General features: G+C 65.8%; 18 protein-coding genes. 6 read left to right on the top strand and 12 right to left on the bottom strand.

Going from position 1 to position 17,237, the window contains the following annotated elements; translation table 11 throughout:
- Window positions 1–23: 23 nt before the first annotated feature.
- The 6 genes from KW836_RS18795 to KW836_RS18820 form a co-directional block, all read right to left on the bottom strand.
- Window positions 24–857 carry a PhzF family phenazine biosynthesis protein gene (locus tag KW836_RS18795; RefSeq protein WP_218344389.1) on the bottom strand — a complete coding sequence of 278 codons (834 nt, stop codon included), beginning with the start codon at window positions 855–857 and terminating at the stop codon, window positions 24–26.
- Between the two features lie 83 nt (window positions 858–940).
- Window positions 941–1,282 carry a DUF3325 domain-containing protein gene (locus tag KW836_RS18800; protein WP_175139306.1) on the bottom strand — a complete coding sequence of 114 codons (342 nt, stop codon included), beginning with the start codon at window positions 1,280–1,282 and terminating at the stop codon, window positions 941–943.
- Window positions 1,279–3,159: a PepSY domain-containing protein gene (locus KW836_RS18805; RefSeq protein WP_218344390.1), complete on the bottom strand. Its 1,881-nt coding sequence runs from the start codon at window positions 3,157–3,159 to the stop codon at window positions 1,279–1,281. Before KW836_RS18805 ends, KW836_RS18800 begins: the two co-directional genes overlap by 4 nt.
- Before the next feature lies 1 nt (window position 3,160).
- Window positions 3,161–5,638, bottom strand: coding sequence for a TonB-dependent receptor (locus tag KW836_RS18810; RefSeq protein WP_218344391.1), 2,478 nt, complete (start codon window positions 5,636–5,638; stop codon window positions 3,161–3,163).
- 121 nt (window positions 5,639–5,759) lie between these two features.
- On the bottom strand, window positions 5,760–6,740 hold the full coding sequence (locus KW836_RS18815) for a FecR domain-containing protein (protein WP_218344392.1): 981 nt from the start codon (window positions 6,738–6,740) through the stop codon (window positions 5,760–5,762).
- Window positions 6,737–7,243: a sigma-70 family RNA polymerase sigma factor gene (locus KW836_RS18820; RefSeq protein WP_218344393.1), complete on the bottom strand. Its 507-nt coding sequence runs from the start codon at window positions 7,241–7,243 to the stop codon at window positions 6,737–6,739. The genes KW836_RS18815 and KW836_RS18820 overlap by 4 nt, the downstream gene beginning before the upstream one ends.
- 203 nt (window positions 7,244–7,446) lie before the next feature.
- Between KW836_RS18820 and KW836_RS18825 the strand changes: the two genes are divergently transcribed.
- From KW836_RS18825 to pdxK, 6 genes are all read left to right on the top strand, one after another.
- Window positions 7,447–8,409: a tripartite tricarboxylate transporter substrate binding protein gene (locus tag KW836_RS18825; protein WP_218344394.1), complete on the top strand. Its 963-nt coding sequence runs from the start codon at window positions 7,447–7,449 to the stop codon at window positions 8,407–8,409.
- Between the two features lie 28 nt (window positions 8,410–8,437).
- Window positions 8,438–9,082 carry a glutathione S-transferase family protein gene (locus KW836_RS18830; RefSeq protein WP_218344395.1) on the top strand — a complete coding sequence of 215 codons (645 nt, stop codon included), beginning with the start codon at window positions 8,438–8,440 and terminating at the stop codon, window positions 9,080–9,082.
- A gap of 10 nt (window positions 9,083–9,092) precedes the next feature.
- A complete protein-coding gene (locus KW836_RS18835; RefSeq protein WP_105239914.1) occupies window positions 9,093–9,875 on the top strand; it encodes an aldolase in 783 nt (260 codons plus the stop codon).
- Window positions 9,876–9,953: 78 nt separating this feature from the next.
- On the top strand, window positions 9,954–10,508 hold the full coding sequence (locus tag KW836_RS18840; protein ID WP_056563890.1) for a helix-turn-helix domain-containing protein: 555 nt from the start codon (window positions 9,954–9,956) through the stop codon (window positions 10,506–10,508).
- A 44-nt stretch (window positions 10,509–10,552) separates the two neighbouring features.
- A complete protein-coding gene (locus KW836_RS18845) occupies window positions 10,553–10,918 on the top strand; it encodes a cupin domain-containing protein (protein ID WP_175185756.1) in 366 nt (121 codons plus the stop codon).
- Between the two features lie 31 nt (window positions 10,919–10,949).
- A complete protein-coding gene (gene pdxK / locus KW836_RS18850; RefSeq protein ID WP_218344396.1) occupies window positions 10,950–11,813 on the top strand; it encodes a pyridoxine/pyridoxal/pyridoxamine kinase in 864 nt (287 codons plus the stop codon).
- A gap of 32 nt (window positions 11,814–11,845) precedes the next feature.
- Here pdxK and cynS read toward each other — a convergent pair whose 3' ends face one another.
- The 6 genes from cynS to KW836_RS18880 form a co-directional block, all read right to left on the bottom strand.
- Window positions 11,846–12,289 (bottom strand): cyanase, encoded by a 444-nt coding sequence (gene cynS, locus KW836_RS18855; protein WP_056324548.1) that lies wholly within the window; start codon window positions 12,287–12,289, stop codon window positions 11,846–11,848.
- 9 nt (window positions 12,290–12,298) lie between these two features.
- Window positions 12,299–13,093, bottom strand: coding sequence for an ABC transporter ATP-binding protein (locus KW836_RS18860; RefSeq protein WP_218344397.1), 795 nt, complete (start codon window positions 13,091–13,093; stop codon window positions 12,299–12,301).
- Between the two features lie 5 nt (window positions 13,094–13,098).
- On the bottom strand, window positions 13,099–13,941 hold the full coding sequence (gene ntrB / locus KW836_RS18865) for a nitrate ABC transporter permease (RefSeq protein ID WP_175124391.1): 843 nt from the start codon (window positions 13,939–13,941) through the stop codon (window positions 13,099–13,101).
- Window positions 13,941–15,302: a CmpA/NrtA family ABC transporter substrate-binding protein gene (locus KW836_RS18870; RefSeq protein ID WP_175124390.1), complete on the bottom strand. Its 1,362-nt coding sequence runs from the start codon at window positions 15,300–15,302 to the stop codon at window positions 13,941–13,943. Before KW836_RS18870 ends, ntrB begins: the two co-directional genes overlap by 1 nt.
- 132 nt (window positions 15,303–15,434) lie before the next feature.
- Window positions 15,435–16,073 carry a response regulator transcription factor gene (locus KW836_RS18875; RefSeq protein WP_056563872.1) on the bottom strand — a complete coding sequence of 213 codons (639 nt, stop codon included), beginning with the start codon at window positions 16,071–16,073 and terminating at the stop codon, window positions 15,435–15,437.
- Window positions 16,074–16,086: 13 nt separating this feature from the next.
- Window positions 16,087–17,229 (bottom strand): PAS domain-containing sensor histidine kinase, encoded by a 1,143-nt coding sequence (locus tag KW836_RS18880; RefSeq protein WP_218344398.1) that lies wholly within the window; start codon window positions 17,227–17,229, stop codon window positions 16,087–16,089.
- Window positions 17,230–17,237: the final 8 nt, after the last annotated feature.

Consider the following 17,237-nt stretch of genomic DNA (forward strand, 5'->3'; position numbering starts at 1 on the left):
CCGCGACCGGTCGGCCCGCGCGCCTAGCCGATTGCCGACGACTTGCCGCGCACATTCACCGGGGATCCCGGCTCCCCCGAGAACGCCACTTCGATGCGGCAGGGCATGCCCATATCCTCGCCTTGCAGGATGACGATTTCGCCATGGGCTTTCCGGCCCAGGTCGCGCAGCATTCCGGCAAATGCCGCGGCGGCTGCGCCGGTTGCCGGGTCTTCCAGCACGCCGCCAATGGCAAACGCGTTGCGCGCGTGGAACAGGGTATCGCTCTCGCTGAACACGAACGCGATGGTTCCGATGCGATGCGCTTGCATGAAGTGCCGTCCTTGGTCGAGGTCGTAGTTCATGCGCGCCAATGCGGCGCGTGAAACCAGCGGGACAATCAAGTGGTCGATCCCCGCGTTGGCCATGCAGGGCGCGAGCGTGGCATCCAGGTCGTCCATTGCGTAGCCGAAGAGTTCGAGCGCCTCGGCTAACAACTCGGGGCTGGCGAGTGCGCTGCGCGTCGGCGGCGAGCGCAGCACGCTTACCCATTCGCCATCCTGGATTTCAGCCGACACTTCGATTCGGGCGTTTGCCAGGGCCAGCGGATACCGGGCCGGCCCCACGGTCTGCCCAAGCACCGCGCCTAGCGCGATGGTCGCATGCCCGCAAAAGGCGACTTCGGCTTCAGGCGAGTAGTACCGGGTGCGCCACGAACCATCGCCGTTTGGACAAGAGAAGACCGTTTCCGAATAGCCGACCTCGGCTGCCACCCTTTGCATTTCGTCGGGCGAGGGGAGTTGATCCGCAAGAACGACGCCGGCGGGATTTCCGCCTTGGCCCTGGCTGGTGAATGCAGCGATCCGGTGAATGTGCATGAGGTTTTCTCTGTTGTCTCGGTGTGGCAATTGTGTATAGGGGGCAAGAATAAGGCAAAGCGCCGATGTTCAGCCGGGCTGTTTCACGTGCAGGCCAGGCCCAAGCCCAGCAACGCCGCCATCGCGGCCAGAGCCCGAAGCCGCCGCGGCGCATAGCTGAGCGTGAGGGTGGTCAGGATCGCGCCGCATGACAGCATGCCGAGCCAGACCAGTGTCGCCACCGCGATACCCCAGGCCTGCAGGCAGGCGGCCATCGCAGCAAGCGCCAGCAGCGCGGCGCCCAGACGCATGCCGAATCTGAGCCCGGACGTTATGGTTTCGTGACCGGTTGCCTGTTCGTGATGCCGGTCCATTGCCAGCGCCAGGCAGGCAAAGGTGGCGAAGGCCAACGCCAGAGCGGCCAGGGCTGCGACCGTGGTGCTCATGCGGTCCCCATCGCCCAGGCCAGCGCTGCCAGCACGGTAATGCCGGTCAGCAGCCACCGCCACGCATTCTGCGCCGCGAACACCCACAGCCCTGCCACCGTGTAGATCAGAAAGCTCAGCAGGCTGGCCACGACCACCGCGATCGCGGGGCTGACGAGGCCGCCGAGCGGCAGGAGCTGAGCCAGGACGATGGCGCTCACGGTCGCCAGCGCGTAGCCGCCCAGCACCGCGCAGAGCACCCGGGCCAGCACACGCCAGCGATGGCCATGCGGCGCGGCCGTCACGCGTGCCTGCCGGGGAGCGTTCCAGTCCCCCGCGCGCAGGCGCCAGGCCAGCAGGGTGAAAAGGCCGCCAAGCACGACGATGGTGGACTCCACCAATGCCGCCTGCCAGTCGCCGCGACGCGCATAGGCCAGCGCATGTTGCCCGGTGGTCAGCACGTTGGTCACCGGCAGCAAGAGGCACAGCAGCGCGGTGCAGGCAACCTGTTCGACCCAGGCGCGCCGCACCGGCCGCACGCAGGCATGTGCCAGGCTCAAGAGCCAAGCCACGAAGAAGCCCCTGATCTCCCAGGTGTCGCGGGCGGGCAGTGCTGCCGGGAGCAGGCGGTTGGCATGGAAGTACGCGATGCAGGCCAGAGCGGCTCCCGCAATCGCCGCCACGTTGAGCGCTTCGACAATGCGGTAGAACGCTCGCGTGGCGGCGCCGAATTCGCTCTGGCCCTTGTTGCGCCGCTTGACGGTGTAGAGCATCGCTCCGGTCGCCATCATCAGCGTGCCCGCCAGTCCGCAGACGAAGTACAGCCACTTGATCGTCCAGCCGCCGTATGAGGCCACATGCAGGCGCTCCATCACTTCATGCGCGGCGTCGCCAGCTTGCCGGCCGGCGGCTGGATGCAGGGCGGAAAACGCGCCGCTGACGCCGTCGAATACGGCGCGTCCGACCGGGCTGGTGAGATCGCGTATCGTGGCCGCCGAATCCGGCCGGCCATACACGCTGATACGCTCACGCGGCTGTCCCGGGCGCTCCACCATGATCATGCGGGCGGGGGACGCCAGCGCCGTCTGCGCCGCGTGCATCAGCACGCCCAATTGCTGGCGCGCCGGCAGACCGTCGTCCAGCTGAGGACGTGGGGGCAATGCCGTGGTCCCGGCTTGCGGCGACGCCTCGGCAAGCTCCGCCTGCCAGCGCGCCGCCCCTTGCTCGCCATAGACCGCACGAAGCGGGCCTGGCATGTAGCTGGTGTAGAAGATCGCCAGCCCGGTATAGGCGATCATCAGCTGGAACGGCAGCGTGAGCACGGCCGACGCATTGTGGCCGTCAAGCCAGGCGCGCTGGCCGCGCCCCGGACGAAAGGTGAAAAAGTCCTTGAAGATGCGCTTATGGACAACGATGCCTGACAGCAGCGCGGCCAGCATGCCGATCGTCAGCCAGCCCACCAGCCAGAAGCCGAACGTGCCGGCATGCAAGCTGTAGTGCAACGTCATGAAATGGCGGCCGCCTTCGCTCTTGCGTCCCCACGGCTGGGGCAAAGCGGTGCCGTCGCGCGGATCCATCGCGGCTTCGTGCGTGACGCCGGCGTTGGTGCGCCACACCAGCCGCATTGCCTGCGTCGTCGCTTCGGGCAGCTCGATGCGCCAGAAGCGTACGTCGGCTTCCTGGTCAGCGAGAAAACGCGAGGCCGCCGCCAGCACGGCCTCCTGCGGCAGTACCAGCGGCGCGGGCGGCAAGACGGGTTCGGCCGTCATCCAGCGCGAAATCGGCCCCCGGAATACGCTGATGCTGCCGGCCAGGAAGATCAGACACAGCAGCCAGGCGCACACCAGTCCGCACCAGGTGTGCAGCCAGCTCATGCGCTGGCGCAGGCCGGGCTTCATGTCAGAACGTGCCGCGCAGCGTCAGCATGGCGTTGCGGGGATCGCCGTAATGAATGCCGTTGACCAGGTTGCCGACGGCGCTGTAGTAGGTCTTGTCGAAGATGTTGTTGAGGTTGACCGTGGCGGCCCAATTGCGGTTGATCTGGTACTTCGCGTAGGCGCTCCACACCGCGCGGCCGCTGGCGTGCACGGTGGTGGCGCCGATCTGGCGCGACTGCCCGCTCTGCACATTGACACCGCCGCCCACTGTGAAGGCGTTCAGGTCGCCAGGCAATTGATACGTGGTCCAGAGCCGGAAGATGTGCTTGGGCGTGTACCACGCGAACGCCTGGCCTTCGCTGTCCTGGTCCTTCAGGTACTTGGTCGTGTTGAAGGTGTAGCCGGCAAAGAGGTTCCAGCCCCGGGTCAGCTCGCCGCTGATCTCGGCGTCAAAGCCCTGGCTGCGTACCTTGCCCGCGTCGGTGTAGCAGAAATAGCCGGCAGCGCAGGTCGGGCTGGTGTTGAAATCCACCTGGGCGCGGTTGTTCTGGTTGATGCGAAAGAGCGCGAATGCGGTATTGACGCGGCCGTCCAGCAACTCCCCCTTCAAGCCCAGTTCGTAGCTTTCACCAACGATTGGCTTGAGCGACTCTCCCGCGGCATTCACCTCGCTCTGCGGCTGGAAGATGTCGGTGTAGCTCACATAGGTAGTCCATTGCGGCGACAGGTCCAGCATCAGGCCGGCATACGGCGTGAAGTGGGTGTTGGCCTGTTTGGTCTGATCGTTGACGAGCTCGCCGGCTTCAGTCGTGTTGGTCGTCCAGACCCGGTTGGATCGGCTGAATCGGCCGCCCAGCACCAGCTTCAGGGGATCGGCAAGTTGCAGGCGCGTGGTGCCGTAGAAGCCTAGCTCACGGTTCGAGCCGATGCGCGCCTCGTCGGTGTCTGCGCGTATCTCGGCCGTGGTGGGCTCGCGCAGGCTCGGATTGAAATTGAACGCGTTGAAGGTCGCGTAATTGACCAGGTACGCGTAGGAGGTGTCGATCTTGCTGTGTCCGTAGTTGGCGCCCACGACCACCTCGTGCGTGCGGCCGAACGCACGGAACTTGCCGGTCAGGTTTGCATCCACGCCCGAGGTATCGATGTCGGCCACCGTCCTGGCCACGCTGACCGTCGCCATCTGCGTCACGGGGTTCACCGCCCGACTCGACGCGGTGTACTTCAGATGCTGGCTTTCTTTCACGTAGGCGCCGGTCATCTTGAAACGCCAGTCGTCGTTGAACGCATGCGTGAAGTCGGCGTAGAAGCCCTGGTTCGAGGTCTCCTGCCGGTTCCAGTTTGCGCCGAAGCTGGTGGACCGCCTGAAACCGACCTCTTCGCCGTTGCTGTAGCGAGGCAGGCCGGAAATCGAAGGACGGCCTCGCAGGTCTTCGTAGCTGTAGCCCAGATTCACCTGCGTGCGCGGCGAGAAGTCGTACTCGACCGTGGCGTAGACGGTGGTGTTCTTCAGGTTTACCCGGTCCACGAAAGAGTGCTGGTCCTGGCGGTCGATCAGGGCGCGTCCGCGCAGGCTGCCGTCTTCGTTCAGCAGAGCGCTGCCGTCCAACTGCATGCCGTAACGGTCCCAGCTTCCGGCCTGGGTTTCGACCATGAAGCGGTCTTCCTGCAGGGGGCGCATGCGCACCAGGTTCACCGCGCCGCCAGGGGAACCCGAGCCCTGCAGCAGGCCGGCCGCGCCGCGCAGCACTTCGACGCGGTCATAGAACGCGGTGCCGCCCGAGTAGTTGCTGGCGCGGCCATACATGCTGCGTTCCAGCGGCACGCCGTCGTACTGGATCACGCTGTTGTTGAAGCCGCGGGAATAGATGTATTTGCCGCCCTGCGGGCTCTGTTGCAAGGTCACTCCGGTGGTGTTTTCCAGCGCGTCATATACCGAGGTCAGGTTCTGCTCGTCCAGGCGCTGGCGTGTCACCACGCTGACCGATTGCGGTATGTCTCGCAGCTGCTGCTCGCCCTTGCCGATGGTGACCGCCGACGTGGTGTAGGACCCGGTGCCTTCGGTCATGAGCCGGTACTCCTGCCCCGTCACGGTGACAGGTTCGAGCATGGTCGCGCCGCCGCCAGGCAGGCGGCGCACGGCATAGCCGCCGCTGGAAAGCCTGACTCCCTCGAATCCGGTACGGGACAGCAATGCGCTCAAACCGCGCCCGGCGCTCCAGCGTCCTTGCAGCCCCTCGGACCGCAGCCCGCTCACCTGCGCGGCATCGAACGACACATTCACGCCGGCGGCGCGCGCAAACTGGTTCAGCGCCTGCTCAAGCGGCCCGGCTTCGATGGCGAAGGTGTATTCCGCTTCTTGCGCGGCGACACCGGCCTGCGCTTGGACCGCTGGGGCGATAAAGCCAAGAGCGGCGCCACACAGCAGGCCGGAAAGAACGGTGGGCAACACGGTCGGGACGGGCGTCAGGCGCGACGTCCTGGGGGTACGAGCGAGGGTCATTGCGAAATCTTGATAGGCCAGGTTGAAAGATGTCTTTCCCTGTAGGCCGGTCGAAACCGCAAATCCCCTCACTTTTCATGAAAAAAAACTTGGCAGCCGCAAAACCGGGTGAGGACGGGTTTCACGCGGGCCCGACGGCAACCCAGTAGCGGGTCCTGTAGCGCAGCCGGATCGGCAATGTCTGCGCCAGGAACGCAAGCGTCCGATCGGTGTCGTTCACATGATAGGTGCCCGACACGCGCAGATCGGCGACCTCAGGCGCACAACTGATGCGGCCATGGCGGTATCGCGACAATTCGGCCAACAGGTCCGCCAGCCGCATGTCCGTGCCCTCGATCGCGCCGTCCAGCCAGGCATCGGCCACCATGGCAGGCTGGCTCATCAGCCGCGCGCCCACGCGGTCCAGCCGTGCGGTCTGGCCTGTCTCGGCGATCACCGGGGCGCCACCGTCGGCGGGCCGCAGCGCGACGGCGTGCTGCTGCACGCTGACCCGGGCGTAATCGTCGTCCAGGCGCACTACGAATCGTGTGCCCAGCGCCTGGACTGCGCCGAACGGCGTGTGGACGAAGAACGGCCGCTTGATGGGTGACCGCGCATCGGCGCCGGTCTGGATCGAGATCTCGCCGCGATAGAGTACGAGCGCGCGTTTGTCGCCTTCCATCCGGACGCCTACGGCGCTGTCGGTGTTCAGCGCCAGGAAAGTGCCGTCCTCGAGTGTCATGCGGTCGCGCACGCCCACACCGGTGCTTACGTCCGCCAGCATGCGCTGCCACGGGGTGTGCTCGCGCACGGCCCAGCCCGTGCCCGTCAGTCCGCCCAGCAGCAGCATGCCCTTGACCAAGGCACGGCGCTGCTGCCGTCGCGTGTCGTGCGCCGTTCCCATGGCGATGAGCGTGTCCAGCGCCAGCTCCTGCGGTACTGCAGTGAAATCGGCATTCAACGCTTGCATGCGCAACCAGGCCCGCTCATGCAGGGGCGCCGCGCGGCGCCAGCGCTCGAAGGCGGCACAGGTGTCGGGATCAGGTGAACCGAAGTTCAGTTTGACCGACCAGGCGATGGCCTCATCGACCACGGCGGCAGGAATCGTGGCGGCCTCGCTCACGCGTCACCAAATCGGTGGGCATAGCATTGGCGCAAGCCCGCCGCGACATAACGTTCGGCGGTGGCAAGGGAGACGCCCAGACGTTCGGCGATCTGTGGACAGCGCATGCCCTCCAGCTGCGCCCACAGAAAGGCCTGGCGCACCTTCGGCTTGAGGGAATCCAGCATTTGATCGATCTTGATGAGCGCCTCCAGCACCAGCATCCGGTTCTCGGGCGACGGCGCCAGTTCTTCGGGTGTGCGCGCCAGCACCGCGAGCCAGGCACGCTCGAGCTCGCTGCGGCGCCAGTGATCCACCAGCAGCCCGCGCGCGATCGTACTGAGATAGGCGCGCGGCTCGCGTGTCTCGATCACCGCCGGCCGGCCCAGCAAGCGGAGGAAAACGTCGTGAGCCAGGTCGGCGGCTTCGGAGGAATTGCCTACTTGCTTGCGAATCCAGCCCCGCAGCCATCCGTGGTGGTCCGCATAGAGCGTCTCGACTTGGGCCTGCTTCGTGAGGGGCATCGCATGCTTTTGCAAATGATAATTATTCTTTATTGTAGAGAACTGCCGATGCGCAGGCAAGGCGGGAGGGGCGGGTGATGATGGCGCGTCCGTTCGCATCGCCGCTCAAGGATTTCCCTAATCCAATTCCCCTTGCGGAAAATCAATGATCTATAGGACACTTTGTGTCATAACGCCGCGACGGCGCACACAAGGGGAATGGCATGAAGGTCTTGAGCTTGGTGGCCGCACTGGCGACAACAGCAGCTATGTCCGGAGGCGCGCAGGCCGCGTTTCCTGATCGCCCAATCCGGTTAGTGGTGCCGTTTGGCGCCGGCGGCATCACGGATATCGTTGCCCGGCAGGTGGGCAAGGGAATGGGGGACGTGTTGGGGCAGGGGATCGTGATCGAGAACCGGCCCGGCGCGGGTGGCGTGATCGCGGCGCAGGTGGCAGCCACGGCGCCGGCCGATGGCTACACGATCTTCATGGGGACGGTGGGCACGCAGGTCGTGAATCCGCTGATCTACACCAAGCTCAGTTACGACGCGGACAAGTTTGCGCCGGTGGGCATGGTGTCCGGATCGCCGTACCTGCTGGCCGTGCGATCGGGGGTGCCTGCGGCGTCGTTCGCCGAATTCGTCAAATATGCCAAGGCCAATCCGGCCAAGCTGAACTTCGGCTCGGCGGGCAACGCCAGTTCGCCGCACCTGGGGTTGGAGCTGCTGAAGCTGACGGCGGGCGTCGACATTGTCCACGTGCCGTTCAAGAGCGGCAGCGAGGCCGTGAATGCGGCGATCGGCGAGCAAGTGGATGTGGTGATGGACGCCAGTCCGGTCATCATGCCGCACGTGGCGTCGGGCAAATTGCGTGCGCTGGCCGTTGCGTCCGACAAGCGGTTGCCGTCTGCCCCCGCTGTGCCGGCCAGCACCGAGGCTGGCGATGCGGGCCTGCAGATCAGCTCGTGGAACGCCTTCTTTGCGCCGGCGGGTACGCCGCCTGACGTGTTGGCCGCGTTGAATGCGGCTTTGCAGAAGACGCTGGCGTCGCCTGAGCTGAAGGAGCGGCTGGCCGCGCAGGGCACACAGCTGTACACGGGAACCCCCGACGAGTACCAGCGCTTCATTGGCGGCGAAAAGACCAAGTGGGCCGAAATCGTGAAGCGCGCCAATATCAAAATGGATTAGGCAACGCGCATATGAAAAGGAGCCTTATATGAACAATGGGGTGACTCACCCGCTGGCGGGCAAGCCGCTGGAGCTGGCGGATACGCTGCGATCGGGCAACGCCTGGAAGATCCGGCTGGCCTGCGGGCTGATGGGCCTGCCGGTCAAGCGGCGCACGTTCGACATCGTCCAGGGCGACCTGGAAACCGATGCGTTCGCGCGCATCAATCCGTGGCGGCAGGTGCCCGCGTTGTTGACGCCGGAGGGGCAATGGCTGGTGGAGTCGCAAGCCATTCTCTGGTATCTCGGAAAAGGGACGTCCTGGCTGCCCGAAGGCCGGCTGCCACAAGCGCAGGTGTCGAGTTGGCTGAGCTTCGAGCAGACCCAGCACATGCACGCCTTCGCGCAGCCGCGGCTCTTGATCCACCTGCGCCAGACTGCAAAAAAAGACGATCCGGAGATGGTGGCGTGGCGCGTCACCGGCATGAAGGCCGCGGCGCTGATGGACGCTCACCTGGCGGGCCGCGACTACCTGGTGGGCACGGCGCCGACCATCGCGGATATCGCGCTGTACCCTTACACGAGCATGGCTGAAGAGGGCGGTTATGACCTGTCCGGCTTTGCGCACATTACAGCCTGGCTGGCGCGCATGCGCGCATTGCCGGGATTTACGCCGTTGATCGAAACGGCATGACGGAGACATGATGGCCGATACGATGCACTTGGGAAAAGACGAACTGATCGCGCGCGCGCAGGCGGAAATGCAGCGCCAGTTCGAGACCCCGCAATGGACGTTGCGCGAGCGGCTGGCGCTGACCTGCCGCATCCTGTTCGACGGCGGGCATGATTCGGGCCTGGCGGGCCAGATCACCGCGCGCGCGCCAGAACCCAACCGGTACTTCACGCAGCGTTTAGGACTGGGCTTTGACGAGATCACGGCCAGCAATCTGCTGCTGGTCGACGAAGACCTCGTGGTCCAGGAAGGCGGCGGCATGCCGAATCCGGCGAACCGCTTCCATTCGTGGATCTACCGCGCGCGTCCTGACGTCAACTGCATCATCCACACGCACCCGCTGCACGTGGCGTCGCTGTCGATGCTGGAGGTCCCGCTGGAGGTCTCGCACATGGACAACTGTCCGCTTTACGGCGACGTGGCCTTTTTGAAGGACTGGCCCGGCGTGCCGGTGGGCAACGAGGAAGGCGTGATCATTTCCAAGGCGCTGGGTGACAAGCGCGCCATCCTGCTGTCGCACCATGGCATGCTGATCGCCGCCGGGACGGTGGAAGAGGCCTGCGTGCTGGCGCTGCAGTTCGAGCGCGCGGCGCGCATGCAGCTGCTGGCCATGGCCGCCGGCAAGATCCAGCCGATTCCGCCCGAACTGGGGCACGAGGCGCACGACTGGATCCTGACGCCCAAGCGGTCGCAGGTGGGGTTTTCGTATTACGCGCGCCGGGCGCTGCGGACGCACGCCGACGTGCTGAGCTGACGAGGGCGGGGCGGGGCCGCTCGACGGCGACGCCCTTTTGGGGCATTCTTGCCGGTTGTATTTGCGCCTTTCCGCCCCATGATCGACCTGCCGCACCGCCTACGCACCTTGCGCCGCCAGCAAAGCCTGTCCCTGGAACAGCTTGCGCAGCGCACGGGATTGACCAAGAGCTACCTCTCGAAGCTGGAGCGGGGCCTGAGCGAGCCCTCGATCTCGACGGTCCTGCGCCTGGCAGAGGCCTATGGCGTGGGCGTGTCACAACTGGTGGGCGCGGACGACGCCGCGCAGGATGAAGTGGTCAGCGTGGTCCGGGTTGCCGACCGCGAGGCCCTGCAACGCCGCGGCCTGGGCAGCGAATATCATTACGAGTCGCTGGCTGGCCGCCGCAAGGTCAAGGCGATGGAGCCTTTCGTCGTCCATCCGCCGCGCGAATTTCCGGACGCCGCGGCCGTATTCCCCCACCCGGGCGAGGAATTCCTGCTGGTGCTCAAAGGCGCCATCGAAGTCCACGTGGGCGAACGCCAGTTCCGCCTGGAAACCGGCGACTCCGTCTATTTCGACTCCGAACTTCCGCACCGCATGCGCACTGTCAGCCGTGCGATGGCCGAAGTGCTCGTGGTGGCGGCGCACTGAGCGCGCGGGCGGCGTATCGAATCATGAATGACACAGGAATAACCATGAAAAACGATCAATCGCGGCTCGTCCGCATCGATGCCGGCCCGATGAAGAACCCGGTGCCCGGCAAGCCGCGCCGTCCGATCTCGGGCGATGCCGCCTTCCGTACCGTGACCGCGTTTGAAGGCAACGCCGGCAAGGCGGAAGCCGGTGTGTGGGAAAGCACGGCCGGATCGTTCCAGTCCAACACCACCGGCTACATCGAGTTCGGCTACATCGTCGAAGGCGCGGCACGCCTGGTGGACCCGGACGGCACGGTGCATGAGCTGACGGTGGGCGAGGCCTTCGTCATGCCCGAGGGCTACACCGGCCGCTGGGAAGTGGACGAGTTCGTCAAGAAGATCTATTTCATTACCCGCATGGCCTGAAGCTGTCGGCCTGTACCCAGGAGCCATCCTCATGACCGCAATTCCCGCTGCTCCCGCTCCGGGCGCAGCGCTGCCCGCCCGCACCGCGCAGGTGGACGTCGTCTCGATCCAGTCCCAGGTCGTCTACGGCTATGTCGGCAACAACGCCGCGATGCCGGTGTTCCGCAAGGCGGGGCTGCGCGCGATTGCACTGCCCACCGTCATCCTGAGCAACACGCCGCACTATCCCACGCTGCATGGCGGGGCCGTGCCGCTGGATTGGTTCGAAGGCTTGCTGCAAGGGTTGAACGAACGGCGCGTGAGCCAGGTGGCGCGCGCGGTGGTCTGCGGGTATCTGGGGCAGCCGGGCCAGGCGAACTTGCTGGCGCAATGGCTGACGGACGTGCGCGCGGCGCGTCCGGAGCTGCGCGTGTTCATCGATCCGGTCATGGGTGACCGCAACGACGGGCTCTACGTCAATGAAGGGCTGGTCGCGCAATACCGCGATTTGCTGGTGCCGTTGGCCGAGGGCATGACGCCCAATCATTTCGAGCTGGAATTGCTGGTTGGCCGGGCGCTGTCGTCGGTGGACGAGGTGGTGGCCGCGGCGCGCGAACTCATCGCGCGCGGGCCGACCTGGATCGTCGTGACCAGCGCCGCGCCGATGGCCGCCGCGCCCGGCACACTGCAACTGGTGGCCGTGACGCGGGATGACGCCACGGTGGTCACGCACCCGGAGATCGCCATTCCGCCGTCGGTGCATGGTACGGGCGACGTGTTCATGGCGGGCGTCGCGTCGCGGCTGCTGAACGGGCTGGACCTCATCGAGGCGGTTCGCGAAGCGGCGGCCCAGGTCACGGTGACGCTGGAGCGCACCCGCGAACAGGGCTGGGAAGAGCTGGCCGCCGAAGGCTAGCGACAGGCGGGACTTGTCCCGCCTTGCCCGCTTCAGTACGTCTTGTACGGCAGGAATTTGCCGCTCATCACGATCTGCACCCGGTCACCCTTGGGGTCGGCTTCGCGCGACAGATCCATCTTGAAGTCGATGGCGCTCATGATGCCGTCGCCAAACTCTTCATTGATCAGCGCCTTGAACGTGGTGCCGTAGACGTTGATCAGTTCATAGAAGCGGTAGATCAGCGGGTCGGTGGGCACGGTGCTGGGCAGCGAGCCCTTGTAGGGCACGACCTGCAACTGCACGACGGCGTCTGCAGGCAGATCCAGTACGCGGGCGGCGGCCTGCGCCTGTTCCTCGGTCATGGTCATCTGGCCCAGCAGCGCGGCGGTGGTCCATTCCTTGCTCTGGCCGACGGCTTCGGCGATGGCGCCCCATGACAGCTTTTTTTCCAGCTTGCGGGTGACGACGAGTTCGGTGACTTCAGCGCGGGACATCATGATGGTTCACTCCTTGTGATGGGCCTTGTCGACCAGGAAGTCGACGAGATGGTTGCGGATGTCGTAATAGCGGGGTTCGTGATGCAGGCTGGCGCGCGTGCGGTCGCGCGGCAGGTCCACGGTGACGGATTCGGCGATGCGGGCGTAAGGACCCGCGCTCATGAGCAGGATGCGGTCGGACAGCAGGATGGCTTCGTCGACATCGTGCGTAATCATGAAAACGGTCTGCCGGGTTTCCTGGACGATCGCGCGCAACTCGTCCTGGATGGCGCCGCGCGTTAGCGCATCCAGGGCGCCAAAGGGTTCGTCCAGCAGCAGCATCTTGGGCTGGATGGCAAAGGCGCGGGCGATGCCGACGCGCTGCTTCATGCCGCCAGACAGTTCGCAAGGTTTCTTGCCGGCGGCGTGACCGAGGCCAACCATGTCCAGGTAACGCTGGCTGTGCACGCGGACCTGTTCGCGGTTGTAGGCCGGCCAGCGCGATCGCACGCCGAATTCCACGTTCTGCAGCGCCGTCAGCCACGGCAGCAGCGCGTGCGCCTGGAACACGACGCCGCGTTCAAGCGACGGCCCCGCGACCTCGCGGCCGTCCATGATGACGATGCCCTCGTTGCTGTCGTCGATACCGGCCAGCACGTTCAGGATGGTGGTCTTGCCGCAGCCGGAGTGGCCGATGACGCAGACGAATTGACCCTTGTCGATCTGGAAGTCGATGTTCTCGAACACGGGCGGCTGCGGACGGCCATCGCGTCCGGCGTAACGCTTGCCCAGCCCTTGGACCTGCAGGAAAGATTGGCTCATGCGCGTTACTCCCGATAGCTCACCAGCCGGGCGGCGCGCGCCAGCAGGTTGTCCAGCAGCATGCCGATCAGCCCGATGAAGAAGATCGCGCAGATGATGTTGGAGATGGACAGGTTGTTCCACTCGTTCCAGACGAAGTAGCCGATGCCGGTGCCGCCGATCAGCATTTCGGCAGCGACGATCACCAGCCATGCGATGCCGACCGAGATGCGCATGCCGGTCATGATGGTGGGCGCCGCGGCGGGCAGGATGACCTGCAGCGCCGTGCGCAGCCGCGACACTTCCAGCGTGCGCGCCACGTTCAACCAGTCCTGCCGCACGGCGCCTACGCCAAACGCCGTGTTCACCAGCATGGGCCATAGCGAGCAGATGAAGATCACGAACACGGCGGAGGTGTTGGCGTCCTTGATGGTGTAGAGCGCCAGCGGCATCCACGCCAATGGCGAGATCGGCTTGAGCACCTGGATGAAGGGGTCGAACGCACGGTACACCGTTCGGGACATGCCGATCAGGAATCCCAGTGGGATCGCGACCAGCGCGGCCAGGCCGAAGCCAGTTAGCACCCGCGCGACGGAGTAACCCAGCTGGATGCCGATCCCCTTGTCGTTCGGTCCGCGGTCATAGAACGGGTCCTTCAGGTGCTGCCACAACTGCGCGCCGACCTCGGCAGGACCGGGAAACGGCGTCTTGGACCCGCTGGCCGCGGCATTGCCGACCAGCGCGGCGTAGGCCGGATCCACCGTCGCCTCGCCCGCATCGGGGCGGGTGGCGGCGTGCCACAGCAGCAGAAACGCCAGGAACAGGGCGACGGACAGGAACGTGGCCCGCCAGTGTTGCACGGACCCCATCAGGTCCTCCGGATCTTGAAGCTGGCGAGGTAGGCCTCGGGCTGGCTGGGATCGAAGGGCTTGCCCATGACGCTGAAGGTCTTGCCGGTTTCCGCGGGCGGGGTCAGCCCGGCTTCGCGCATCAGGCGCACGGCATCGGTGGCCAGGAAGACGTCGCTGGCGATCTTCTGATAGTCCACGTCACCCTTGACCTGGCCCCAGCGCTTCATCTGCGTCAGGATCCACACGGCGAACGACTGCCACGGCATGGGATCGAAGTCGATGCGGTTGGGATCGGTGATCACCTTGCCCAGGCCGTCTGCGTAGGTGCCGGTCAGCACCTGTTCGACCACCGTGACGGGCTGGTTCAGGTAGTTGGGGGCGGCGATGGCGGTGGCGATTTCCTTGCGGTTGGCGGGATTGCGGGCGTAGGCGGTGGCCTCGATGATGGCTTTCAGCAGGGCCTGATAGGTGTTGGGCATGGTGGTGACGAACTCCTTGCTGGCGGAGAACGCGCAGCAGGGGTGGCCGTCCCAGATGGCCTTGGACAGGGTGTGGATGAAGCCGACGCCGTCGTACACGGCGCGCTGGTTGACGGGATCGGGCGCCAGGAAGCCGTCGATGTTGTCGGCGCGCAGATTGGCCACCATTTCGGGGGGCGGCACGGAACGGATCTGCACGTCGGTGTCGGGATCCAGGCCGTGTTCAGCCAGGTAGTAGCGCAACAGGTAGTTGTGCATGGAGTAATCGAAGGGGACGGCGAACTTGAAGCCCTTCCAGTCCTTCGGGTCGCGCCGGTCTTTGTGCTTCATGGACAGCGTGATGGCCTGGCCGTTGATGTTTTCGACGGCGGGCATGGTCCAGGGCACGGCGCGGCTTGCGCCGACACCCATCGAGATGGCAAGCGGCATGGGCGACAGCATGTGCGCGGCGTCGTACTCACCGGACATGGCTTTGTCGCGGATGAGCGCCCAGCCGGCGGTCTTGACGACTTCGACGTCCAGGCCCTGCTTGCCGTAGAAGCCCATGGGGTGCGCCATGATGATGGGCGTGGCGCAGGTGATGGGGATGAAGCCAACCTTGAGTTTCTGCTTCTCCAGCGGGCCGGCGGTCTGCGCGAAAGCTTCCTTGGCGGCGGCCAGCGGAAAGATCGACGCAATGGCTGCCATGGCGGTGCCGCTGCCGACGGCGCGCAGAAAGCGCCGGCGCAGCGCATCCTGCGGGAAGAGGGCGCGCATGACGGCCTGCTCGACGGCACTGGCGGCGGTGTCGCCCGTCAGACCGGCTTGCGCGGCGCGTTCGTGTTCGGCCTGCGAGGCGTGGCGGCCGCAGCCGCAGGCAAGGCGGCTGTTGGCGTCGAACGGATTGCTGAAGAGGGACATGGTGGCTCCTTCGATCGGGAATGGAGCCATCATGGGGCTGCGTGGCGGCAGCCGGTATCGCCGGTTCAACGATACGCGTGTAGGGGACTTACTACGTGGTGCGCGCGGTGCGCCGCGGTAGTGCGTGCGCGCTCAGATCGCACCCAACTGGTGCGTGTTGGCGTAGGAGACCAGTTCCACCAGGGTGCGGACGTTGAGCTTTTCGAAGATGCGGCTGCGGTAGGTGGAGATGGTGTTGACGGACAGCGCCAGCTGTTCACCGATGGCCGAGACGGAGCGTCCGGCGACGAGCAGTTGCAGGACCTGGAATTCGCGGTTGGACAGCAGTTCGTGCGGTGGGCGGGAGCTGTCCTGGCGCACGGTGTGGGCGAGCAGTTCGGCGACGGTGGGCGTGACGTACATCTTGCCGGCGGCGGCGTTGGTCAGCGCGGCCAGCAGCTCTTCGGGTTCGCAACCTTTGTTGAGGTAGGCGTGAGCGCCGGCGCGCAGGGCGCGGACCGCAAACTGCGATTCGGGGTAGACGGACAGCATGACGACGCCGAGTCCGGGGTGGTCGGCGCGCACGCTTTTCAACACGTCCAGGCCGTCGCGTTCGCCGAGGGCGACGTCCAGGACGATGGCGTCGTAATGCGCCTGGCGCAGGGCGCGCAGGGCGGCGGGGCCGTCGGCGGCTTCGTGGACGAGGGCGACGCGCGGGTCTTCTTCAAGGATGCGGGCGAGGCCTCGGCGGATGATGAGGTGGTCGTCGACGATGAGCAGGTTCAGGGGCATGGCAGGGTTTCCTTCATGCGGCCAGCGGGTTCAGGCGCAGGCGGGCGCGCATGCCGGCGCCGGGGGCACTGTCCAGCGCAAGGTCGCCGCCGATGGCGCGGGCGCGCTCGCGCATGCCCAGGATGCCGAAGGTGTGGCGGTCTTCGGGCAACTGCATGCCGACGCCGTCGTCTTCGACGGTGAGGACAAGGCCGTCGGCGCCCCAGGCGGCGCTGACGCTGACGCTGCGTGCGCGGGCGTGCCGCTGCACGTTGGTAAGCAGTTCCTGGACGATCCGGTAGATGGCGATTTCAGCGTTGCGGTCGAGGCGCAGGCTTTCGGTGTCGGGGGGGCAGAGGTAACGGCATTGGAGGCCGCTACGGGTTTGCAGGTCTTGCAGCAGGGCTTCGAGGGCGGCCCAGAGGCCAAGATGGTCAAGGACGACGGGGCGCAGGTCGTTGAGGATGCGGCGGGTGGCGCCCATGGCGGTCTGGGTGACGTCGAGCATGCGGTCGAGGTGCGTCTGCAGGGCGGGGGTGGCGCTTAGCTGGCGGCGCAGCCAGTTCAAATCCAGTTGCAGGGCGGTGAAGGAGGCGCCGAGGTCGTCGTGGATGTTGCGGGCGATGTGGGCGCGTTCTTCTTCGCGCAGGGTGCTCAGGTGGGAAGACAGGCGGCGCAGGGATTCGTGGGCGGCGCTGAGTTCAGCGGTGCGTTCGCCGACGCGGCGTTCTAGCAGGGCCTGGGTGTTTTGAAGCTCACGTTCGATGCCTTTGCGGGCGGTGATGTCGGAGAAGGTGACGACGGCGCCTACGACTTCCTGGTCGTTGCGGATGGGGTACGAGGCGTATTGAGCGTCGAAGCACGTGCCATCGCGGCGCCAGAGCACTTCGTCGTCGGCGCGTTCGCCTCGGCCGTCGCGGAAGGCTTTGAAGATGCGGCAGTCGTGGACCGGCATGAGGGTGCGGTCGGCGTGGGAGTGGTGGATGAGGTAGTGCATGTTGCGGCCGACGAGCTCATCGGGGGTGTAGCCGAGCATGTCGGCGCCGGCGCTGTTGATGAAGATGCATCTGCCGCGCAGGTCGATGCCGTAGATGCCTTCGCCGGCGGATTCCAGCAGCATTTCAAGCTGACGGCGCCAGGCGGCGTGGTGCGAGAGGTGCTTCAGGTCGGCGAACATGAATGGCC

Source organism: Achromobacter sp. ACM05 (genome assembly GCF_019218915.1).
Lineage (GTDB): Bacteria > Pseudomonadota > Gammaproteobacteria > Burkholderiales > Burkholderiaceae_B > Achromobacter > Achromobacter animicus.

Bases quoted from the DNA above. Each gene is read 5' to 3' on its own strand.
- KW836_RS18795 (WP_218344389.1), bottom strand. From the start codon at position 857: ATGCACATTCACCGGATCGCTGCATTCACCAGCCAGGGCCAAGGCGGA.
- KW836_RS18800 (WP_175139306.1), bottom strand. From the start codon at position 1,282: ATGAGCACCACGGTCGCAGCCCTGGCCGCTCTGGCGTTGGCCTTCGCC.
- KW836_RS18805 (WP_218344390.1), bottom strand. From the start codon at position 3,159: ATGAAGCCCGGCCTGCGCCAGCGCATGAGCTGGCTGCACACCTGGTGC.
- KW836_RS18810 (WP_218344391.1), bottom strand. From the start codon at position 5,638: ATGACCCTCGCTCGTACCCCCAGGACGTCGCGCCTGACGCCCGTCCCG.
- KW836_RS18820 (WP_218344393.1), bottom strand. From the start codon at position 7,243: ATGCCCCTCACGAAGCAGGCCCAAGTCGAGACGCTCTATGCGGACCAC.
- KW836_RS18825 (WP_218344394.1), top strand. From the start codon at position 7,447: ATGAAGGTCTTGAGCTTGGTGGCCGCACTGGCGACAACAGCAGCTATG.
- KW836_RS18830 (WP_218344395.1), top strand. From the start codon at position 8,438: ATGAACAATGGGGTGACTCACCCGCTGGCGGGCAAGCCGCTGGAGCTG.
- KW836_RS18835 (WP_105239914.1), top strand. From the start codon at position 9,093: ATGGCCGATACGATGCACTTGGGAAAAGACGAACTGATCGCGCGCGCG.
- KW836_RS18840 (WP_056563890.1), top strand. From the start codon at position 9,954: ATGATCGACCTGCCGCACCGCCTACGCACCTTGCGCCGCCAGCAAAGC.
- KW836_RS18845 (WP_175185756.1), top strand. From the start codon at position 10,553: ATGAAAAACGATCAATCGCGGCTCGTCCGCATCGATGCCGGCCCGATG.
- pdxK (WP_218344396.1), top strand. From the start codon at position 10,950: ATGACCGCAATTCCCGCTGCTCCCGCTCCGGGCGCAGCGCTGCCCGCC.
- cynS (WP_056324548.1), bottom strand. From the start codon at position 12,289: ATGTCCCGCGCTGAAGTCACCGAACTCGTCGTCACCCGCAAGCTGGAA.
- KW836_RS18860 (WP_218344397.1), bottom strand. From the start codon at position 13,093: ATGAGCCAATCTTTCCTGCAGGTCCAAGGGCTGGGCAAGCGTTACGCC.
- ntrB (WP_175124391.1), bottom strand. From the start codon at position 13,941: ATGGGGTCCGTGCAACACTGGCGGGCCACGTTCCTGTCCGTCGCCCTG.
- KW836_RS18870 (WP_175124390.1), bottom strand. From the start codon at position 15,302: ATGTCCCTCTTCAGCAATCCGTTCGACGCCAACAGCCGCCTTGCCTGC.
- KW836_RS18875 (WP_056563872.1), bottom strand. From the start codon at position 16,073: ATGCCCCTGAACCTGCTCATCGTCGACGACCACCTCATCATCCGCCGA.
- KW836_RS18880 (WP_218344398.1), bottom strand. From the start codon at position 17,229: ATGTTCGCCGACCTGAAGCACCTCTCGCACCACGCCGCCTGGCGCCGT.